Annotated in this window: 19 protein-coding genes and 3 pseudogenes; 8 read left to right on the forward strand and 14 right to left on the reverse strand. The window is 69.2% G+C overall.

The annotated features are described in order from the left end of the window. Nucleotides 1–22: 22 nt before the first annotated feature. The 3 genes from ACFXC1_RS45285 (at nucleotide 23) to ACFXC1_RS45295 (ending at nucleotide 929) form a co-directional block, all read left to right on the forward strand. Nucleotides 23–208: a hypothetical protein gene (locus ACFXC1_RS45285; protein WP_381254717.1), complete on the forward strand. Its 186-nt coding sequence runs from the start codon at nucleotides 23–25 to the stop codon at nucleotides 206–208. Then, nucleotides 205–516, forward strand: a complete 312-nt coding sequence (locus tag ACFXC1_RS45290) for a type II toxin-antitoxin system PemK/MazF family toxin (protein ID WP_381254719.1) — start codon at nucleotides 205–207, stop codon at nucleotides 514–516. The genes ACFXC1_RS45285 and ACFXC1_RS45290 overlap by 4 nt, the downstream gene beginning before the upstream one ends. Before the next feature lie 200 nt (nucleotides 517–716). After that, nucleotides 717–929, forward strand: coding sequence for a response regulator transcription factor (locus tag ACFXC1_RS45295; protein WP_381254721.1), 213 nt, complete (start codon nucleotides 717–719; stop codon nucleotides 927–929). 43 nt (nucleotides 930–972) lie between these two features. Here ACFXC1_RS45295 and ACFXC1_RS45300 read toward each other — a convergent pair whose 3' ends face one another. Then, nucleotides 973–1389 (reverse strand): hypothetical protein, encoded by a 417-nt coding sequence (locus ACFXC1_RS45300; RefSeq protein WP_381254722.1) that lies wholly within the window; start codon nucleotides 1387–1389, stop codon nucleotides 973–975. A gap of 270 nt (nucleotides 1390–1659) precedes the next feature. On the opposite strand from ACFXC1_RS45300, the gene ACFXC1_RS45305 reads away from it, so the two are divergent. Together ACFXC1_RS45305 and ACFXC1_RS45310 are read left to right on the forward strand one after the other, a co-directional pair. Beyond that, nucleotides 1660–3267, forward strand: coding sequence for an SDR family oxidoreductase (locus ACFXC1_RS45305; RefSeq protein WP_381254724.1), 1608 nt, complete (start codon nucleotides 1660–1662; stop codon nucleotides 3265–3267). Between the two features lie 917 nt (nucleotides 3268–4184). Continuing rightward, nucleotides 4185–4952 carry a phage tail protein gene (locus ACFXC1_RS45310; protein WP_381254727.1) on the forward strand — a complete coding sequence of 256 codons (768 nt, stop codon included), beginning with the start codon at nucleotides 4185–4187 and terminating at the stop codon, nucleotides 4950–4952. Between the two features lie 8 nt (nucleotides 4953–4960). Here ACFXC1_RS45310 and ACFXC1_RS45315 read toward each other — a convergent pair. The 4 genes and pseudogenes from ACFXC1_RS45315 to ACFXC1_RS45330 form a co-directional block, all read right to left on the reverse strand. Beyond that, nucleotides 4961–5214: pseudogene (locus ACFXC1_RS45315) on the reverse strand (hypothetical protein). A gap of 70 nt (nucleotides 5215–5284) precedes the next feature. Further along, entirely contained in the window at nucleotides 5285–5695 is a 411-nt protein-coding gene (arr, locus tag ACFXC1_RS45320) for an NAD(+)--rifampin ADP-ribosyltransferase (RefSeq protein WP_381254729.1), read from the reverse strand. A gap of 299 nt (nucleotides 5696–5994) precedes the next feature. Then, entirely contained in the window at nucleotides 5995–6126 is a 132-nt protein-coding gene (locus tag ACFXC1_RS45325; protein ID WP_381254732.1) for a hypothetical protein, read from the reverse strand. A gap of 321 nt (nucleotides 6127–6447) precedes the next feature. Next, nucleotides 6448–6954: a MarR family winged helix-turn-helix transcriptional regulator gene (locus tag ACFXC1_RS45330; RefSeq protein WP_381254734.1), complete on the reverse strand. Its 507-nt coding sequence runs from the start codon at nucleotides 6952–6954 to the stop codon at nucleotides 6448–6450. 115 nt (nucleotides 6955–7069) lie between these two features. On the opposite strand from ACFXC1_RS45330, the gene ACFXC1_RS45335 reads away from it, so the two are divergent. The 3 genes and pseudogenes from ACFXC1_RS45335 to ACFXC1_RS45345 form a co-directional block, all read left to right on the forward strand. Beyond that, nucleotides 7070–8203, forward strand: coding sequence for an ABC transporter substrate-binding protein (locus tag ACFXC1_RS45335; protein WP_381254736.1), 1134 nt, complete (start codon nucleotides 7070–7072; stop codon nucleotides 8201–8203). A gap of 44 nt (nucleotides 8204–8247) precedes the next feature. After that, a pseudogene (locus tag ACFXC1_RS45340) lies at nucleotides 8248–8426 on the forward strand (CoA-transferase); the annotation flags it as partial. Between the two features lie 21 nt (nucleotides 8427–8447). After that, nucleotides 8448–8575, forward strand: a pseudogene (locus tag ACFXC1_RS45345) (succinyl-CoA--3-ketoacid-CoA transferase); the annotation flags it as partial. 364 nt (nucleotides 8576–8939) lie between these two features. Here ACFXC1_RS45345 and ACFXC1_RS45350 read toward each other — a convergent pair. The 9 genes from ACFXC1_RS45350 to ACFXC1_RS45390 all read right to left on the reverse strand — a co-directional run bounded on the left by ACFXC1_RS45350 (nucleotide 8940) and on the right by ACFXC1_RS45390 (nucleotide 17453). Beyond that, complete coding sequence (locus tag ACFXC1_RS45350; RefSeq protein ID WP_381254866.1) at nucleotides 8940–9131, reverse strand: hypothetical protein; 192 nt, start codon at nucleotides 9129–9131, stop codon at nucleotides 8940–8942. A 254-nt stretch (nucleotides 9132–9385) separates the two neighbouring features. Then, nucleotides 9386–9613 (reverse strand): DUF6009 family protein, encoded by a 228-nt coding sequence (locus ACFXC1_RS45355; protein ID WP_381254858.1) that lies wholly within the window; start codon nucleotides 9611–9613, stop codon nucleotides 9386–9388. An 87-nt stretch (nucleotides 9614–9700) separates the two neighbouring features. Then, the gene (locus tag ACFXC1_RS45360; RefSeq protein ID WP_381254738.1) at nucleotides 9701–10744 is read right to left on the reverse strand and encodes a metallopeptidase TldD-related protein; all 1044 of its coding nucleotides are present in this window, start codon (nucleotides 10742–10744) and stop codon (nucleotides 9701–9703) included. Next, nucleotides 10737–11786, reverse strand: a complete 1050-nt coding sequence (locus ACFXC1_RS45365) for an aKG-HExxH-type peptide beta-hydroxylase (RefSeq protein ID WP_381254741.1) — start codon at nucleotides 11784–11786, stop codon at nucleotides 10737–10739. The genes ACFXC1_RS45360 and ACFXC1_RS45365 overlap by 8 nt, the downstream gene beginning before the upstream one ends. Beyond that, nucleotides 11783–12598 carry a JmjC domain-containing protein gene (locus ACFXC1_RS45370; RefSeq protein WP_381254743.1) on the reverse strand — a complete coding sequence of 272 codons (816 nt, stop codon included), beginning with the start codon at nucleotides 12596–12598 and terminating at the stop codon, nucleotides 11783–11785. The genes ACFXC1_RS45365 and ACFXC1_RS45370 overlap by 4 nt, the downstream gene beginning before the upstream one ends. Continuing rightward, the gene (locus ACFXC1_RS45375; protein WP_381254746.1) at nucleotides 12595–13362 is read right to left on the reverse strand and encodes a hypothetical protein; all 768 of its coding nucleotides are present in this window, start codon (nucleotides 13360–13362) and stop codon (nucleotides 12595–12597) included. Before ACFXC1_RS45375 ends, ACFXC1_RS45370 begins: the two co-directional genes overlap by 4 nt. After that, nucleotides 13352–14290, reverse strand: a complete 939-nt coding sequence (locus ACFXC1_RS45380; protein WP_381254747.1) for a multinuclear nonheme iron-dependent oxidase — start codon at nucleotides 14288–14290, stop codon at nucleotides 13352–13354. The genes ACFXC1_RS45375 and ACFXC1_RS45380 overlap by 11 nt, the downstream gene beginning before the upstream one ends. Beyond that, entirely contained in the window at nucleotides 14290–16212 is a 1923-nt protein-coding gene (locus ACFXC1_RS45385) for a B12-binding domain-containing radical SAM protein (protein WP_381254749.1), read from the reverse strand. The genes ACFXC1_RS45380 and ACFXC1_RS45385 overlap by 1 nt, the downstream gene beginning before the upstream one ends. After that, nucleotides 16209–17453: a tetratricopeptide repeat protein gene (locus ACFXC1_RS45390; protein ID WP_381254752.1), complete on the reverse strand. Its 1245-nt coding sequence runs from the start codon at nucleotides 17451–17453 to the stop codon at nucleotides 16209–16211. Before ACFXC1_RS45390 ends, ACFXC1_RS45385 begins: the two co-directional genes overlap by 4 nt. Between the last annotated feature and the right edge of the window lie 3 nt (nucleotides 17454–17456).

Below are 17456 nucleotides of genomic sequence, written 5' to 3' on the forward strand. Positions count from 1 at the left end.
TCTTGCCACCAGAACTGGCACCATGACTGCCATCACCTTGCGGATTCCCGACGCCATGGACAAACAACTGCGCGACGCCGCCGCCGGCGCCCCCTCCCTCAACGAATACATCGTGCGAGCCGTACGACGTCAGATGACCCTCGATGCCGCGCGCAAGCTCGCCTCCATCGCCCCCCTCGACCTGGCAGGCGAAGGCGACGCCCTGTGATCATCCGCAAGGGCGACGTCTGGGACGTCGACACCGGCAAAGGCACGCGCACCGTTCTCGTCGTCAGCCTCGACGGACTCGCCGAGGCGTACGGCGCTGTCGTCGTCCTGGTCCTGCATGCCCCGGCACAGCACCCGGACACAGCGATGAGCGTTCGTCTGACCACCCCCGTCGATGCCTCCGCCGTCGCCGTCGATCTCCTGCAGCTCTCCACGCTCCGCTTCGAAACCGGCACACCGCACGGAAACATCGGCCCCGAGCAGCAAGAAATCGTCGACAACGCACTTCGCGCGGTCCTCGATCTCTGACCGCACGGCCGCCGTCACCGACAACCCCGGGAAAAGCCGGCGTCAGAGCGTCTGTCAGGCGCCTCTTCCCATCCGGCGGATCACCTGCGGCCAACACTGTCCTGCCCTCCTGGGTTCGGCTCACGGACGTGTGCTCGAAGCGGATCACCCGACAGCTGCCGGAACGACACGTACGACCCGGCCAAGACACCGAGGCCGCCGTGCGCAGAACCGGCCAACTGACCCCGGCCGAGCGCGATGTCCTGGACCTGCTCGGCACGAGCCTTTCGAACGCGGAGATTGCCGATCAGCTGTATCCGAGCGCCGGCACGGTCAAAGCCCACATCAGCCGGATCCTCACCCGGACCGGCTGCACCAATCGCGTGCAGGCCGCTGTCCTCGCACACGACGCGGGACTGCTCACCGACCCTTGAGCCCTCCTCTGAACTTGCCTGAGCGATGATCGAGTCCGTCGTCTCAGTCCTCGCGGTGGAGTTCGTGGTAGGTACGGAAGTCGAAGAAGCGCAGGCCGTCGATCACGGTTTCGGACTGGATTTCCTGCAGAGTCCAGGGATGGGCGGAGTAGTCGTCGACGGCCACCCCTCCATGCTCAAGCAGCAGCGCGACCAGTTGGTGAACCTCTGCAGTGCCGTCGATCCGCCCGGAGACATCGATCTGCACTGCCCAGCGCGGGTGATGTCCGACGGCCGCTTCGAGGACCGCGACGTCGTCGGAATCCCAGTCGGCGAAGAGGTAGCCGTTCTGCTCGTCGTCGATGTTTATGTAGAGGTTGCCGCCCAGAGTCCACGGATCCCGCTGCTGAGGCAGGCGCTGATCGAGTAGGGCGACCGTCCCAGCTCGATCCCCTGCGGGGAACACGACAATGCTGCGCATGTGAGGGAGCGTAGGCGGCGTGTCATCGCGGCGTCGACGGATAATCAGAGCTGGTGCAGGTCAGGGTGTTCGCGCCGGGAGGCCCCCGGCTGCGCGGAAAGCCACTCGCGAATACCGCGTGCGGGCCGTGGCCGAGGGGCGGCGGAACCGGACAGCGCAGGCTTCGTCGGCCCCTCGGGCCGCGACGCCCCGACGGGCACGGTCACCTCGTTGCGGAGATGATCGGACGACGGGGCAACAGCGTCGGAGCAAGCGCGTGGAGGCAAGATCGTGAGCGCGGACGGACAGCGGAACGCGACCGACGCCGCGAACGGACCCGGCGGGCGCGGGCCCGAGCGGCTGCACTGCCTGGTCACCGGAGCGTCCGGCTACATCGGCGGACGCCTGGTACCGGAGCTGCTGAAGGCCGGCCACCCGGTACGCTGTCTGGCCCGTTCACCGGACAGACTCCGAGACCATCCCTGGAGCGACGACGCCGAGACGGTTCGCGGGGACGTCACGGACCCCGAGTCGGTCGCCGCAGCCATGCGCGGCATCGACGTCGCCTACTACCTGGTGCACGCCCTCGGATCCGGCGCCGCGTTCGAGGACACCGATCGCCGCGCCGCGCACGTCTTCGCCGAGCAGGCACGGGCCGCCGGTGTACGCCGGATCGTCTATCTCGGCGGACTCACCCCGAAGGGCGTGCCCGAAAGCTCCCTGTCCCCCCACTTGCGATCCCGGGCAGAGGTGGGACGGATCTTCCTGGAGTCGCAGGTGCCAGCCACCGTACTGCGGGCAGCGGTCGTCATCGGCTCCGGATCGGCGTCCTTCGAGATGCTGCGCTACCTGACCGAGCGACTGCCGGTGATGGTCACCCCGAGCTGGGTGCACACCCGCACCCAGCCCATCGGGGTGCGGGACGTGCTGCGCTACCTCGTCGGCTCCGCGACCATGCCGGACGACGTCAACCGCACGTTCGACATCGGCGGGCCGGACGTCCTCACCTACCGCGAGATGATGCAACGCTACGCCCTCGTCGCCGGACTGCGCCCACGGCTCATCGTGCCCGTTCCGATCCTGACGCCCAGGCTGTCCAGCCACTGGGTCGGTCTCATCACGCCCGTGCCCGCCTCCATCGCCCGACCCCTCACGGAATCCCTGCGCCACGAGGTCATCTGCCACGAGCACGACATCGCCCGCCACCTGCCCGACCAGCCCGGCCGGCCACTGCCCTTCGACCAGGCACTCGCCCTCGCGGTCCAGCGCGTACGGCAGGCACAGGTGGTCACCCGCTGGTCGTCGGCCTCCGTGCCGGGCGCCCCCAGTGACCCGCTGCCCACCGACCCGGACTGGGCAGGCGGCAGCCTCTACGAGGACGAACGGCAGGCGCCGGTCGACGCATCGCAGCAGGCGTTGTGGAGAGTGATCGAAGGCATCGGCGGCGACAACGGCTGGTACTCCTTCCCCCTGGCCTGGGCGGTCCGCGGCTGGATGGACCGCTTCGTCGGCGGGGTCGGCCTGCGCCGCGGCCGGCGCGACGCCCAGCGCCTTCGGGTCGGCGACTCGCTGGACTTCTGGCGGGTCGAGGAGATCGAGCGCGGACGGCTCCTACGGCTGCGGGCGGAGATGCGGCTGCCGGGCCTGGCCTGGCTGGAGATGTACTCCGAGACGGATACCGAGGGCCACACCCGTTACCGTCAGCGCGCCCTGTTCCACCCCCGCGGTCTGCTCGGCCACGTCTACTGGTGGTCCGTCTCGCCCTTCCACGCACTCGTCTTCGGCGGCATGGCCCGCAACATCACCCGAGCCGCCGCCAACAACACCGACGCGCCCAGGCGCGCCCGTCACCCCCTCCGGCTCCGAGGCCACCGAAGCCGACCAAGATCCCACCGCTAGCGCACGCATCCCCAATGCACTGGCAAGAGCCCCCCATTACCATCCCGCGCTCGAACGCGGGGAGATAGTGCGCTTCGCGGATCTCCGAGAACGGCGGTAATCCGTACGGAAGGGTGCTCGGATCGAAGAAGGGATTTTTCTGATGAACTGTCACTGAATCGACCATACGCCGGAGCGCACCCGAAGCACGCTCGGGTCCAGCCCGCTCGCCGGCCGTCTGCGCAGCTGGAGCAGGAGCGGTGGGTCTGTTCCGTGGGTGAGGTTTCACGCGGAGACGTGTGTCCGGCGCCGGTGGATCGGTGGGCTGGGTTGGCTGTGTGGTGCGGCGCAGTGGGCCGGGTGGGGCGGCGAGGTGTGTGTTGGCTCCGAACCTGTTGTCATTCCGGACTTGAGGACTGCGTGTTCGCTGGTCGGACACAGAACGGACGTTCCCGTGGGAGTCCCCCTGAGGTCCGACACTTCCGTTTCATGCCGCGAGGTCGAGCCGTTTCCGACAGCGGGTCCGTGCCTGATGCCGGTGAGCTATCCGATGGTCGAGTGGATCCACTCTCGGTTGTCGTACTGCGCGATCCATCCGAATACGTCCTGCCATGCCTGCGTCCGGGTCGGCCAGGCGGTGGTACCGATCTCGGACTTGAGTACGGCGGCAGGCGATGATGCGATCACGGTCAGGACCGGCGTCGCGAGTGACGGGACGGCCGTCCCGGCTGCCCTTCTCTTTGCGCTTGGCAGCCTGGTTCCTCTCTTCCGGGACGGCCGCCTTGATACGGCGTTTGCGCAGGTAGGCGTGTTCGCTGTTCCGCAACTTGTGCCGGCTGAGCTGACGCTGCATCATCATCACCGTTCCTTCACGAGTCCACCATCGGGGGCACACACCCCGATCTGTCTGTGAGGCCCCGCTGAAACTTTCCGTGCCCATGACGCGCAGAACCGCCGTGCTCGGCGCCGCCCTCGTCGTCGCCCTTTCCGGAACCGCTGTCGCGGCGTCGCCCATAGCCACGGTGGCGGCCTCGGACAACAAGGTCCACGCGTGCGTCAACAAGACACAGCTGACCGTGCGGATCATCGAGCCCGCCCGCCACCAGTCCTGCACCAGGGCCGAACGCGTCGTCTCCTGGAACATCACCGGACCGCAGGGAGCCAAGGGCGCTGCGGGCGCCAAGGGAGCCACCGGCCCGGCCGGTGCGGCCGGTGCAACCGGTGCCGCCGGCCCCGTCGGCGCGACGGGGCGCACCGGCCCGGCCGGGCCCACCGGGGCCACGGGCGCGACCGGCGCCACGGGCCCCGCCGGCGCACAGGGCGACAAGGGAGCCACCGGAGCGACCGGGCCCGTTGGCGCCACCGGGCCGACCGGTGCCGTCGGGCCCGCCGGACCGAAGGGGGACAAGGGCGACCCGGGGCCGGACTCGCGGTTCGGGACCGAGACCACGTCGGCGGCATCGGGACGCGGGACGGACTGCACGATGGGCACGGTGTGGCTGGCGGCCGGGGCCCGGGCGGGCGGGGTCCCGGCAATGGGGCAACTGCTGCCCATCAGCGAGTATCCGGCGCTGTTCTCACTGCTCGGCACGATGTACGGCGGCAATGGAACGACGTCGTTCCAACTGCCCGACCTGCGGAGCGCCGCGCCGAACGGGCTGACCTACGTGATCTGCGTCGCCGGAGTCTTCCCCTGGGCGGACTAGGCAGTGTTTTAGAGGTTTCTGGTGTGTTGGGTGGGCCGTCCGGGGAAGTCGCGGGCGGCCATCCAGATCGCTTCGCAGCCGCCTTCGTCCAGGGCCGCAACGGAGGTGAACCAGGAGGGTCGTCCTCGTCTGGCTGGATAACCACGAAGGTGTTGTCAGAGCCGTCGAGGTCGTCGATCAGCATGAACAGCGCGTCCTCGCAGGGGTTGTCGATGTGGTCGCCGTTCTCGCTGTCGGCGCGACAGTACGCAGCCCTTCGAATAAGCCGGTAGCCAGAGCCGCCTGCTCAGACTCGATTTTGAAAAGCCTCACGGTCTTGCGCGCGGCACCCTTTAGTTGATGATTTCGGCGCGATCATCCACACGGATTGCGGCCAGCCGGTCTCGCCACATCTGGAGAGCCTCGGGCGTCAGTCGCGTCCAGTCGGTGACCTCGCCGACGATCCGGAGCGGTTCCCTGCTGCGATAGGAACGGGTGGGATTGCCAGGGAACTTCTTGTCGGTGACGTTTGGGTCGTTCTCGAACTCCCCGGTCGGTTCGACGGCATACACACGCGGAGCCCCGTCACCGGCGGCGAGTTCGGCGGCAAGTCCCGCGCCGTCACGCAACGCGGTGAAGTAGATGTGGTTCATCACGATGTCGGGCCGATAGTTGGAACGGAAGCCAGCGGTAAGGTGATCTCCGACCCACAACTCCGCCTTCGTGCCATGAAAAAAGGGCCCCTCGTCCAACACCTCGTCCATCAGGGCAGGTTATCAACCCAAATCGTCGTGACGGCGAGCCATCGACGACAGCTCGGACGCCGTGATCACGACGGCCAACAGCAAAATCACACAGTGCGGGATTCTCGGCCCACCCGGTTGTTCGTGTTCAACGGCAGGACTACGGCCACGCGCACCGCGGGCCAACAGGTCCATTGACGTCACACCGTTACGGACAGTGGAAACGGCGTGTGCCTGCTGCCGCCGCCGTCCCCTCGACTGCATGGTCACCGTTGCCACTCTCCATCAGTGTCGCCCCCGCCTCATCAGCGTCCGGCAGACTACTCGCGCGAGCCCCTGACCAGGCCGGACCGGTAGGCCCCATTCGACAGTCCGCCCGCCACCTCGGCGACCACCTCCCGCTCGCGCGCGGTGAGTTCGGGGAGCATATCCGCGCTCTGCGCAGTGGGCATCCGGATACCCATCACGACTACGTCAGGGCGGGGCGCAGGCCAGGTCAACGGCCTCTCTCTCCCGTTGGCGGGTCCTCTCACGACCATGATCGTCCAACGGCTGGAGTCCTGGCGCCCCCAGTGCCGCACGGGACCGAGCACACGGAACACGGCGGAACATGCGGAAGCTCCGTGAGGCGCCGCGAACGCAGCGATCAGCTTCGGAACAGACCTGACAGGGGCTGTGATGCAGACCGTCGGACGCTTCCGATCACGTCGACAATTCCCGGCACAGGCGACCCCCATGACCGTCCAACCCGCTGCCCGTATCGCGATCCGCCCCTACCGCCGACGCCAGGGCAGCGCCTCTTCGTCGTCCTGGGCCGCGTCCACGTGTCGAAGCGCGGCGTTGATCGCTTCGCCGATCTCCGCGAACTGGCGGACCTGATCCGGCGTCAACGCGTCGAAGATCGCGTGCCGTACGGCCTCGACATGGCCAGGGGCCACCCGCTCCAGAAGCCGGCGCCCTGTGTCGGTGAGCACGGCGAGTTGGTTGCGCCGGTTCCCGGGGTCGTCGCGGCGGTCCACGTAGCCGGCCTGCTGAAGGCGGGTCACCGCGTGAGTGAGCCGGCTGCGGGTGATCCTCAGGCGCTCGGCCAGTTCCGACATGGTCAGAGCCTGGTCCGGGAGCGAGGAGAGGTGCGCGAGCAGGGTGTAGTCGGCGTGCGTCAGCCCCGCGTCGCGCCGCAGCTGGCGGTTCAGGTGGTCGGACAGGTGAGTGGAGAACTCGACGTAGGCGAGCCAGGCTCGCCGCTCCTCGGCGTCCAGCCAGCGTGGCGTAGTGGGCATGATCACATCCTACCGATCGCTGTTTGAATCTTCAAACAAACGCGCGTAGCGTGCTGCACATCGCAACGTTTGAAACATCAAACGATTGCCTGCACAGGAAAGGCAGCACACCGCCATGCAGAACCGGAACAAGCTGATCGGCGCGGCCATCGCCACCGCCCTGGCCCTCACCGCGGTCACCACGACCGCCATGGCCGACACAACCACGCGCCGACCCACCACCGCGAGCGAGCAGGACCAGCTCAACGCGCTCCACAAGTCGGCAGTGGCCGAGGGCGGCAAGGTCACCGTCTACATGGGCGGCGACGCCCCCGGCCAGTGGGACAGCCTGGCCGCCGCGTTCCACCAGCAGTTCCCGGACATCCGACTGCACCTGGTCACCGACCTGAGCAAGTACCACGACGCCCGCATCGACAACCAGCTCGCCACCGGCCACCTCGTCGCCGACGCCGCGATCCTCCAGACCACCCAGGACTTCGACCGCTGGAAGAAGCAGGGCGACCTGCTCAAGTACAAGCCCGTCGGCTGGAACAAGGTCTTCCCCAACGCCAAGGACAAGGACGGCTACTACACCGGCGTCTTCTACGGCGCCTTCTCCTACTTGGTCAACACCCGGCAACTCCCCACGAAGGCAAGCGACTTCAAGGCCACCAACCTCCTCAAGCCGGCCTTCAAGAACAAGCTGATCCTGACCTACCCCAACGACGACGACGCCGTGCTCTTCGGCTACAAGCAGATCGTCGACAAGTACGGCTGGAACTACCTGGCCCAACTGACCAAGCAGAACCCCAAGTTGATCCGTGGCGTCCCGGGATCGGCCGCCGCAGTGGCGAGCGGCGACTACCTCGCCTCCATCGCCGTCGGCGGAGACACCCGCCCGAACGGCACCCAGGTCTTCTCCGACTCCGAGCACTTCAACTCCTGGGCCCAGCGCGGCACCATCTTCAAGAACGCACCCCACAAGGCCGGCGCCAAACTCTTCCTCAGCTGGCTCGACTCCCAGGCCGTACAGAAGAACGCCATCGCCACCTGGACCTGGTCCGTCCGCACCGACGTCGCCCCGCCGGCCGGCCTCAAACCCCTGGCCTCGTACAAGAACACCGACCCCGCCGCCTTCGCGAAGTTCATGAGCGACCGCGCCGCCGTCGAGCGCTTCCGCTCCCAGGTCGAGCTCTACTTCGGCCAGGTCAAGGGCACCGACCCCGGCGACCCCGACGGAACCCTCGGTCGTACGCCCGGAGCGTTCTGACCCCTGCTCACGCCGAACCCGGGGCGGATCCGCCGTGAGGTGACGTCCTGGAGCACGGGATCACCACCGACTTCGCCCTCGTACGGGCCTGGCGCGGTGGCCGCCACGGCAACCCTGTCCAGCACAGGTCGGCCGCCAACCTCAACCCACTCGCCGCCACGGCCGATAGGTCGAAAAGCTCGTGGAACCGGGCGAGTTGAGCCCAGGCGACGTGCAACCACCGGCAACCGGATGGCAGCCCCCGCCGCCGGACGTGCACGTGGTCCTGCACTCGGAGAACGGCATCCTGGCCACTGCGGCCCGTACCCGCATGAGAGCGAAGTCGACCCGGACCTCATCAACACGGGAAAGAAGACGGTCGCCGTCCTGCCATCGCAGGAAGATCCCCCGGTGAGACGGTCAAGGGCGTGGACGGGCGCGGTGGACCTGGTTCACCGCGCCCGCCGGGTCATCGTCCTTACGGAACACACCGCATCCTGCCGCTCATCGGCGAACGATGCGTCCAACGGCGTTCTCGACATCACACCGCGGTCGACTCCTGCCTCGTCCCAATCCCAGCGCCGGGAGGCGAAGGCGACCAGCGACTCGGCGAACCCGGTTCCGAAGGGGTACCACGTGTCACCGGTCTCGATGGCTACCAGGTCTCGAACGCCTCGGCGGTGGCCCGTACCGCCGCGTCCACGTCCGTGGCCGTCCCCAGGGCGACTGGTTCCGGTGCGCTACTTCACAGCAGCGTTCATCGGCGGTGTGGGCGGTGATGTTCGTTGCCAGTGGAGGTGTTCAGCGCCGCTTGGATGTCCTGCCGGTCGGCGGGCAGGGCCTTGTGGCTGGCGACGACACTCAGCGAAGCGCTGCGCATCCGTGCGGGTTGCCCGGCAGGACCAGTTTTGCGGTCGGTTTCCTTGGAGCTGCCGATGCCGTAGGCCACGATGAGGGGTCGTTCGCCTTGTTCGCCGCACGGCGGAACGCCTGGGCGTATGCGGAAGTGCCTACGCCGTTGGGATACTGGCTACGTGCCGTGCTCGTGCCGACGCTGGAAGGCGTCCAGCTCGATCGCTTCCAGCGGGTGTCAGCGGCTCCTCCGAGTCCGCTCCCGCCCAGGACCGCCGTCTGAATCTGCCCCGCACGAAACCCCGCCCGTCATCCCAACTCATCGGGCCACCTCGGACGTTGGCCTTGCAATCAACCCTTGACGCGGGATTCGAGGGTGCGGGGGCCGACGGCTTCGGCTGGGGCACTTTCGGCGTACAGGGCCGTCGGGTTCACTGTCGCGGTCGTGGGGGCCGAGGATCGCGCGACCGACCTTGCGGTGGGTAGGCGGTTGATGCTCTGTCGGACGTTGTCGAGGTCGTCGATGTCTTCCGGCCAAACGATGTCGGCCTCGTGGCTGATCTCGTCCGTGTCGATCAGGGAACTCTTGCGCCGGCTTCCCTTTCCTCGTGGGTGAGCAACACAGGAGCCCGATCCGGCATGCGAATGACCTGCGAGACGGGCCTTTCAGTGCGCGGGGCGGGACGTCCGGGCGACCAGACGCTCCACCTGCCCGAGCGGCCGGAGGATGCAACGGCCCAGCAGCAAGGAGGGGCTGATCAAGGTCGAGCCGACCTCGTGGCCGTCCTTGACGCAGGCGTACGGGGAGCTGTGCACCCGTACCTCGCGGCCCACGGCCGTGATCTGCCGGGCGAGCGCCGCCTTGGGCGCGCAGACGGCCACCGGCCCGACGACTTCCGCCGTCGGGCGCCCTGCCCGTACTCGGCGCGCCCACAGTGCCTCGATGATCAGGTGCTCGCGCACGGAGAATCCGCCGATCGCGGTGCCCAGGACCCAGCCGTCACCGATCCCGCCGAGCAGCTCGGCTTCGGACTGTGTTCCCGGATCCACCTCGAGCACGCTGCACCGAGGCGCCATCGCTCCGGGCGCTCCCCTGCCGTGACCGGTGCTGCGGCCCGAGCTCAGCGCGCGGGTGTCGCGGTCGGTGAGCAGCCCGGTCCAGCGACCGTCACGCACTAGCGGGACGGTACGGGGCGTGGTGCCCTCGTCGTCACGGACATAGCTGCCCGCGTAGGGATGCGCCGTCGGGCGGTCCCGTACCGTCAGCCGGGCCCGGGTCCACACGTCGCCGAGCTCCAGGCCGAGCGCCTTGCGGTGGACGAGGTAGTTGTCGGCCTCGCTGGTGTGCCCGAAGCACTCGTGCACCAGCACCCCGGCCACCGACGGAGTGAGCAGCGTCGGTCCCGACACCGGTCCGGACAGCGGGCGACGTCGAGCCACCAAGGCACGGTCATCGAGCAACTGCCTGACGCCGAGGGGCAGTTCGTCCGTCAGATACGTACGGTCGTAAGCGGCGACGCCCCACTGCGGCGTGTCGCCGTGCTGCGCGGGCCCGAGGGTGATGCGCACCCGGCACAACCCATCCGGTTCGTCCCGGACGATCCGTGCCCGGGGGCCGAGCCGGGTGCGGGCCATGTCAAGTGCCTCGCGCAGGGCCTGTTCCCCGGCGTCGAGTGTGGAGGCGGGCCGACGGGGTGTGCCGTCAGGCATGGTTCAGACGGCTGATCGCTTCCCTGCACCCCGTGATGAGCCGGGCGCCGTGCTCGGTCGGCTCCGCCACTTCGAGCAGATTCTTCTCGGCGACGCGCAGCTGATCGGTCTTCAGGGCGCAGTACCGCTCCAGACGGGCTCGTTCGACCGGATCGGATTCGGTCGCCAGATGGCGGTCAGCGGCACGGACGTCGTTGATGAAGGACAGGATCCCGTGCAGGATGTGCCCGAGCGGCCGTTCCGCGTCGACGAACGGCGAATGGTGTGTGGCCTGCGGATTGCTCACCACCGCCACGCAGTCGAGGACCCCGCTGAAGCGCTGGTGGGTGGCCTCGTGGACCAGCGTTTGGGCGAGCATGTAGGCGGGCCGCTCGCTGGTCAACACCAGACCGCGCAGACCGTGGATGCTGAAGTTCAGCGGCCGCAGCCCGCGGTGGTTGCCGAGTGCCGCGAACGCCTGGATGTCGATGGCGACCATGTCCCGGCCCTCGGGCCACACGGCAGCCAGGGCGTCCGCTCCGTCCTGCACCCTCGCGGCGAAGGCTCGGGCCCGCTCGGTGGTGAAGTCGAGCGGGTCCTCGTCACCCTCGCAGGCCCAGGCGAACAACTGGGCGGAGCGGGCGCCGGCGTCCGTGGTGATCACCGGGGCTGCGGTGCGCCCGGGGCCGAGGTGGACGGATACCTTTGGCTGTTCCGCGGCCAGGCACCGGCCCAGTTGGTCGAGCAGTTCACCGGGGTCCGCGTCGGACATGGTGCTGCGCCACGTCCAGCCCGTGACATCGGGTCGGACGGCCCAGCCCAGGGCCTGGTCGACGTCCCAGTTGTCGACCAGCTCCAGCATCCGGACCAGTGGGGATGCGTCAGGATGATCCTCGCGCAGTCGCTTTATCCCGCGCAGCAGCCGTACGAGGTACTGCCGGGCGACGACCCGGTGCAGCTGTTCGTTGGCGGCCACAGCCTCGGCGTCTTCGGCGAGGACGATCAGCGCGAGGTCGGGCAGTCCTTCAGCGGACCTGTCGGTCGCGAGTTCCTTCAGCCTCATGTCTCCCCCTTCACGGAACGGGCCGCGGTGCGCAGTGCCCGCAGCAGTGCCTCCTCGAGTCGATCCGGGTCGGGTCCGTTCAGGGGCAGCGGTTCCCACCAGGCGTCTTCCGCGGCCAGCGCGCGCAGCAGCGGTTTGAGGTGGCTGCCCAGCGCACTGCGCGCGTTGTACGAGAAGGAGACGCTGACGGAGCCCTCCGACGAGCCGTCCGGATCCTCGACACCCTCGTGCGGGGCGAACAGCGGCAGGTAGAGGACATCGCCGGGATGCAGCACCACCTGCCAGGGAGGCACCGGGAACCGTCCGGAGGGGACAAACCCCTTGGTCTCCAGCATGCGTTTACGCTGCCGCTCGCGGCCGGTGTGTTCCGGAAGACCGACCAGCCAGCTCTTCGAACCCTGTTGCTGGACGACGAAGTTGTCACTGTGGTCGAAGTGGCAGCCGATCCCCGCACCGCTGCCGCGGGTGACGGACAGGTCGGCCGTGCACTCGTCCCAGCCCATCAGGTCCGCCAATCGTGCGCAGGCTTCGGCCAGTTCGGGCATGGTGTGCTGGGCCTGGTTGACGAAGAGCACCGTGCCGTCGGGCCGCCGATGCACACCGGCCTCCGAGACGTCGCCGTCCAGCCGGGCCTCCAGCTCCGCGATGTCGGACCACTCCAGGGCCGGGGCGAGGAGGTTCCCGCCGCAGCCGCGCAGCACGAAGGGGCGGCGGCGCCAGTGGTCGCGGTAGAAGCGCTCCGGGTCGAACCGGTCGATCTCGTCGGGCTGCCGGGCCTCTGTCACGGCGGCGATCGGCGTCGATTCGTTCATCGCAGCCCCCATGAGCTCAGGCGGGCCTCCAGTGACGCCCGGACGGACGGCGTGAGCGCGTCGGGCCGGCCGTCGAGGAGGGTGGTCAGGGCGTCGAACAGCGGGCGGCGGGCCGGACCGATCACGCAGCGCCCGGCTCCGGCCAGAAACATCGTCGGTTTCAGCTGCCACTCGGCGCGTGCCTCGGCGTACTCCCGGAACCCGCACAGCACTCCCCCGTGGAACGCCGTGTCACGCAGCTCCACGTCGAACGTCGCGTGGGCGCCGGTGGCAACCGCGCGGGTGACGGCTGCGGCGGCCTCGGAGTGGACGAGCGGCTCCAGTTCGCCGGACGGATCGAGGAGCTCCGGCCGCGCGGCCATGAACAGGTGGAAGCACTCGGGCAGCGTCGCCCCCCGGCCCCTCGGCGAGAAGGGGACGTCACGGAACCGCTGGAAAGCAGGCGAGGCGATGAATACCTCGGCCACCTGGTTGACCGGGACGCCGCGCCCTTCTCGCAGCGCGTCCAGCGTCCGGGGGAAGGACCCTTTGAGCCCGGGCCCCGTGCCAGTACCGCCGGATACCACCTCGGAGCGGATGTTGCGTCCTACGAGTGCCAGTTCATGCACGTCCACCCGCCCGAACGCGTCGAGGATGTCCTCGTCGAGCGCGACGCGGTCCCCGGCGGGGCCCTCCTCGGCGAACGCGGTGCGGAAGTCCTTGTCGTACAGCAGGCGGTCCAACACCTGCAGGATGCGGTCGTGCCTGAGGGCGTCATGCGGCACGGGCGCCGTCCTCCTTCCAGGAACGGACGAGAGTGAACAGCCGCTCCGCGTTGGGCCGCGACTTGGGCACCAGCTCTCCCTCGGCGGTGAACTTGGGGTCCTCGTAGGTGACTCCGGCCAGGTTCGGCATCAGCGGCAGCAGATGCTCGAGCAGGGTGAGCTGTTCGTCGAGCAGCACGCCGTGGTGCAGGTCGCGGAAGCGGCCGTCGACGATCTGGCAGCCGGACAGATGGACCTCGTGGCAGCGGTCCAGAGGCAGAGCCTCCAGCCCTTCGAACATCCGCTCCCCCGTGCGTCCCATCAGCCACTGGTAGGCGAGGATGTGACCGATGTCGATGGTCGCCAGGGCACCGGTCTCGCGGATCACCGTGTCGTAGAAGGCGAAGGCGTCCAGCTCGCCGACGAGGAAGCTGCCTCCTTCGGTGAAGCCGGGGAACTCCACGGACAACGGGGCGCGAAGCCGCCGCACCCAGTCGGCGACGCCGGTCACACAGCGCCGCAGGCCCTCCGTAGTGAGCACCGGCGGCATGGGGTAGGGCAGACTGCGGCCGGCCAGGGACCAGATGCCCAGGTCCTCGATGACCCAGCGGAATCCGTAGCGGTCGATCAGCGCGTTGGTGAAGTGCGCGATCGCGGCCCGCTCGTAATGCTCCGGGCTTCCGGTGTTGAGCAGGGTGTGGTGGAAGGCGCGGGGTCGCTGTGCGCCGAACAACTCGAAGAGCCGGTCGTACGCCGGGACGTAACGCTCGGGGGCGAGCGGGCCGTAGTCGATGGGCTGGAACGCGACGAACATGTAGTCATAGGCGTGGGCGTTCTGCTGGAGGAAGGTGGCCACTTGGTCGGTCGGACGGCCGGAGCCGGTCTTGTCGAAGCCGATCCGCTCCCCCCAGACCAGGTCCATCCCCAGTCCGAGTCCGAGTTTCTCCATCACACACTCCTCCCTTCGGGGTCATCGGGTGCCGGTGGATCCGGCACCAGCAGGCGCTTGTCGAGCATGCGGTGCAGCCAGTGGTGGGCGGCCGGGTCGTCGGCCGTGAACCGGCCGTCCCGGTCGGGGGCCAAGGAGGGCGGGACCACCGCCATCCGCGGCCAGGCCACATCCGCCAGGAACCAGCGGCCGCCCACCTGCTCCAGAGCGACCGCGAAGCGCGGACGGGCGGGCGGCGGCGGCCCCGGGGCGGGCCGACGGTCGGCGGGCCGGTCCTCGGACGGCGGTCCGCCGGTGCGTCGCGGCAGGTCCGGCCGACCGGCCCGCTCGGCGTCCGGGACCGCCTCGACGGTCATCCGCAGCAGGCGCTGTCTGGCAGCCGCGGTCGCGGTGTCGTCGATGACCGCTCCACCCACCCTTCCGGCGGCGAACGCCAGTCCTTCGTTGGTCACCAGGGGCTCGTCGTCGGGGCGCTCCCGGTTCGCCCAGAGGTAACTCCCGGGTTCGGCCACCAGCAGCTGCATGGTGTCCAGGCCCAGCTCCGCCGGGTGACGCTGGATCACACCGACGGTGTCGCGGTAGCCGTCGGCGGCGTGGGGATGGTCGTAGCCGTCCATGAAGGACAGGTTGGTGACGATGCCTGCGCGGGTGAGGTTCAGTACGGCTCGTTCCGCGTGAGCCGCGTCCTGCCCCTTGCCCAGTGAGTCGAGGATCTCCTGGCGGGCGGTCTCGAATCCCGTCGAGAGCTGCACACAACCCGCCTCCCGCAGGCGGCGGCAGAAGGCGGGGTCGGCGAGCTCCGGCTCCAACCGCGCCCGGGCCCGGAAGGTCAGCTCGGCGCCCCGTCGGCGTGCCGCCTCCATGACCCGCAGCAGGTGCCGTAGCCCCGTGTTCTCGTCGGCCACCGCCACATCGGTGATGCCCAGTCGAGCGGAGAGCGCGATCAGGTGGCCGGCGGCGATGTCGGGATGGATCTGCTGGAAGGCCCGGGCATCGCGGTAGCGGTTGCCGTACGAGCAGAAAGTGCATCTGCCCCAGTAGCAGCCGACGGTGAGGCGGTAAGGGAACTGGTGGGCCTGGTTGCTGTAATCGGCGAAGTCGAACTGGCCGAAGTCCGGCATCTGCTGGTCGTTCAGCACGAAGGCGTCGCGCAGGCCGTCCGCTGCCCGATCGGGCAGTCGGCCCCGTTCCCGGGCCGATTCCGCCGCGCTGCCGGGCCCGGGCGGCACGATGTCCGTGAGGAAGTCCTCGCCATGGCCGAGACACCAGTGGTCCACGGAGCGGGCCGCTTCGGTCCGGCGCTGCAGAAGGGCCGCCCACATCTGTACGGTCGGTCCGCCGAGCGCGATCCTCAGGTCCGGCCGGCGCACTTTCAGCAGGCCAGTCAGGACCAGAGTGGGGACCACTTGGCTGAAGAAGGGGACGGAGAAGGCCAGGACCTGCGGCCGCTCCTCATCGAGCACTGCCTCCAGCCGGCTGGTGCACCAGCGCGCCGACCAGGTGTCGCGGGCCGCCTCGACCAGCTTGTCGAGCTGTCCGAGCCGGGGCGTCCCGGAAATGGTCCAGCCGTCCCGGGCGGCCTGCTGGGCCACATAGCGACCGCTCGCCTGGATGGCCGTCTCCTGGGCAAAACCCGATGAGCGGTCCCGGGCGGTGCTGAGCAGCAGGGTGCCGTGATCCGACCGGTAGCGCTCGCTGACGCTGCGGTAGATGTCCCCTGTGGTCGACGCGGGTGCGTCGTCCGGCCGCTCCCGAAAGGGCCCGCGGCGCACCAGCACCTCGTCGCGGTACTCCAGGTTGAGGTCGAGGGCGCGCACCGTGTGGCCCCGGGCGGTCCAGGCGGCGGTCAGCTGGGGCAGCGCCAGGTAGGGAAACTGCACGGCTTCGCTCACGGGCGGCATGACGAGCAGTACGTCGATCACACGCCCTCCGCATCCGGTTCGGCGGCGCCGGGCCCGGTCAGCCGGTCCAGCAGCCGCAGTTGTCCCTCGGCGGCCCGTCTCGTGTCCGTGTCCCCCTCGGCCGAGGCCAGTACCCGTACCGTCTTCCAGACCCCTCTGCGAAGCGGCAACTCGGCCCCGAGGGCCCGGAATTCAGACAGGGCGGCGGCCGGTCCCTCCAGGCGCAGGGTGGCTCGGGCGCCCATGATCCGGGCATGTGCGCCGAGCGTGTCCTCCGGGTCGAGGCGGACGGCCTCCCTCAAGTACTCACGTGCCGTGCGGTGGTCGCCGAGGGCGTATCGGGCGGCGCCGATCTTGTAGGCGAGCCAACTGGAGCGGTAGCCGTACCCGGCGGCGCGCTCGAAGCACTCCTCTGCCCGGCCGGGACTGAGACCTGCCTGGGCCAGGCCGTGCAGGGCGACGGCGATGCCCTGCTCCGGTCCCCCCTCCTTATCCGCCGGGCCGGGTCCGGGGACCGCGGTGCCCCGGTGGACGTGCAGCATCAGGTCCTCCGGCCAGGGCGTGGTGGGCAGGAAGGAGGACTCCCGCGCGCGCAGCCCGAGCCTGGCGGCGACGTCCGTTCCCACGGTGCGGTACTCGGCGGGCAGGAAACCGGACCGGGTCGACCAGGTCATCGCGGCCAGTGCGCCGCCGCAGACGCCGACGAGTCCGGCCAGGTCCTGTGCGGTGTGCTCGAACCTGCCGTGCTCATCGACCAGCCAGTCCAGGTCGATGTCCGTCACGACGTCCATGTGCACATGCCGGTCCAGGTGCCGGGAGAGGAGATCGGGCGGCACGACGGCCAGCCGGACGCCGCACAGGGTGACTGTCAGGCAACACCCATCGGTCCTGGGTTCGGTCGGTGTTCCACCGGTCCGGATGAGCGACACGGAATCCACCGCGTGCGCCTGCCAGCCCGCGTACGACCGCCAACTGGGCACCCACACCAGGTCGGTGAGGCCGGCGACGACTGCGGCGGCGGACCAGAAGTCGTCGAGGCCGAAGGCACCGGGCACCCCGCGGACCGGGAGCCTGCGCACCAGTTCGGCCGGGGAGACGTTCCCGTCCGTGGTGGCACGCAGCGCCTTCTCGCCGCCAGGCGCCAGGGGCTTGAGGTCGAGATGGCGGTCGAAGCAAACGACCGTACGACCGTGGTAGGGACGGTCCGGCCAGAGCGCCGCGACCTCGCCGTGTTCTTCGAAGAGATCGACGTCCACCGGCATCCG

The organism is Streptomyces hokutonensis (assembly GCF_042751305.1).
Classification (GTDB): domain Bacteria; phylum Actinomycetota; class Actinomycetes; order Streptomycetales; family Streptomycetaceae; genus Streptomyces; species Streptomyces hokutonensis_A.

Excerpts from the sequence above, each read along its gene's own strand:
- ACFXC1_RS45285 (WP_381254717.1), top strand. The coding sequence starts at position 23 with ATGACTGCCATCACCTTGCGGATTCCCGACGCCATGGACAAACAACTG.
- ACFXC1_RS45300 (WP_381254722.1), bottom strand. The coding sequence starts at position 1,389 with ATGCGCAGCATTGTCGTGTTCCCCGCAGGGGATCGAGCTGGGACGGTC.
- ACFXC1_RS45310 (WP_381254727.1), top strand. The coding sequence starts at position 4,185 with ATGACGCGCAGAACCGCCGTGCTCGGCGCCGCCCTCGTCGTCGCCCTT.
- arr (WP_381254729.1), bottom strand. The coding sequence starts at position 5,695 with ATGGACGAGGTGTTGGACGAGGGGCCCTTTTTTCATGGCACGAAGGCG.
- ACFXC1_RS45325 (WP_381254732.1), bottom strand. The coding sequence starts at position 6,126 with ATGCCCACTGCGCAGAGCGCGGATATGCTCCCCGAACTCACCGCGCGC.
- ACFXC1_RS45330 (WP_381254734.1), bottom strand. The coding sequence starts at position 6,954 with ATGCCCACTACGCCACGCTGGCTGGACGCCGAGGAGCGGCGAGCCTGG.
- ACFXC1_RS45335 (WP_381254736.1), top strand. The coding sequence starts at position 7,070 with ATGCAGAACCGGAACAAGCTGATCGGCGCGGCCATCGCCACCGCCCTG.
- ACFXC1_RS45360 (WP_381254738.1), bottom strand. The coding sequence starts at position 10,744 with ATGCCTGACGGCACACCCCGTCGGCCCGCCTCCACACTCGACGCCGGG.
- ACFXC1_RS45365 (WP_381254741.1), bottom strand. The coding sequence starts at position 11,786 with ATGAGGCTGAAGGAACTCGCGACCGACAGGTCCGCTGAAGGACTGCCC.
- ACFXC1_RS45370 (WP_381254743.1), bottom strand. The coding sequence starts at position 12,598 with ATGAACGAATCGACGCCGATCGCCGCCGTGACAGAGGCCCGGCAGCCC.
- ACFXC1_RS45380 (WP_381254747.1), bottom strand. The coding sequence starts at position 14,290 with ATGGAGAAACTCGGACTCGGACTGGGGATGGACCTGGTCTGGGGGGAG.
- ACFXC1_RS45390 (WP_381254752.1), bottom strand. The coding sequence starts at position 17,453 with ATGCCGGTGGACGTCGATCTCTTCGAAGAACACGGCGAGGTCGCGGCG.